Raw genomic sequence first — 1,215 nt, forward strand, 5'->3', positions numbered from 1 at the left:
CGCCGACGCAGGGCTGCTCGCCGTCTGCTGGCTGCTGGTGGCGCTGGCCGCGCTGCTCGCCGTCCTGGCGCCGCGCGGGGTGCTCCGGGCGCTGGACGACGGCGCGCGCGCCGCGGTCCGGGACGCCGGCGCCTCGGCGGACCTCGTCCTCGAGTCCGCGCCGGCCTACTACGGGCCCTACAGCATCGGGGCCGTCCAGGACTTCGTCGACGACACGGAGTTCCTCGAGCGGCGGCTCGTCGCGCCGCTCGCCGCCACGACCGGTCCCGGGGTCGCGCACCTCGTCGTGGAGCCCGTGGACGTGCTGCTGCGGGACCCGGGCGTCGGCAGCGCGGTCGGCGAGGATGCGGTCGGGGACGACGCGGTCGAGGGCGACGTGGTCGAGGCGGGCGGCCTGGCCGAGGACGCCGTGTTCCGGACGCGCCTGACCATGCTGCCCACGGCGACCCTGGCCGCGCTGCGGGTGGTGCAGGGGGAACCCGTGACGGACGCGCTGCCCCCGGAGGGCGAGCCGCGCCCCGTCGCGCTGCCGGTGGCGTGGGCGCAGGCGTCTGACGTCGCGGTCGGGGACGTGCTCTGGCTGCGTCACTTCTCCGACCTCGGCGTGACCGCCACGACCGTCGAGGTCACCACCCTGGTCGAGCCCGCGGACCCGTCGGCCGCGGTGTGGCAGGCCCTGGGCTGGGTGTGGGAGGAGCCGTCCGCGAGCGCCGACGCGCCGCTGCTCGCCGGCCCGGCAGTCGTGACCCAGGCCGCGTCGGCCCTCGGGGCGGAGGCCATGGGGACCGTCGTGCTCCCGACGGACGCGGACGCCTACACCGCCGCCGTGGCCGCCGACGTCGCCCTCCAGCTCGACCGCATCACCCGGAGCGACGTGCCCTTCCCCGGGACGATGACCAACCTGGTCCTCGCGCGGTCGGCGCTGGACGAGACCCTGGACGCCTACCACGACCAGGCCCGCGCGGCCCGTGCGCAGATGGACCTGGCCGTCGCCGGGGCGGTCGGGGTGGCCGTGCTCGTCCTCGTGCTCGCCGCGCGGCTCCTGGTGGCCCGGCGCGCCGCCGCCACGGCGCTCGAACGGGCACGCGGCGCGTCCGTCGCGAGCGTCGCGCTGCGCGCTGCCGCCGAGTCGGTCCCGCTGACGCTGGCCGCCGTCGTCCCGGTGCTCGTGCTGGGTCACCTGCTCGGCGGCGTCCCGCCGGGTGCCGCGGCGCC

The 1,215-nt window shown here is 78.2% G+C and carries 1 protein-coding gene; it reads left to right on the plus strand.

The features are described 5' to 3' along the window. The coding region (locus IDM29_RS16780; RefSeq protein WP_188037845.1) for a hypothetical protein at positions 1-1,215 on the plus strand (1,215 nt) is incomplete at both ends.

Source organism: Actinotalea sp. JY-7885, assembly GCF_014525465.1.
Lineage (GTDB): Bacteria > Actinomycetota > Actinomycetes > Actinomycetales > Cellulomonadaceae > Actinotalea.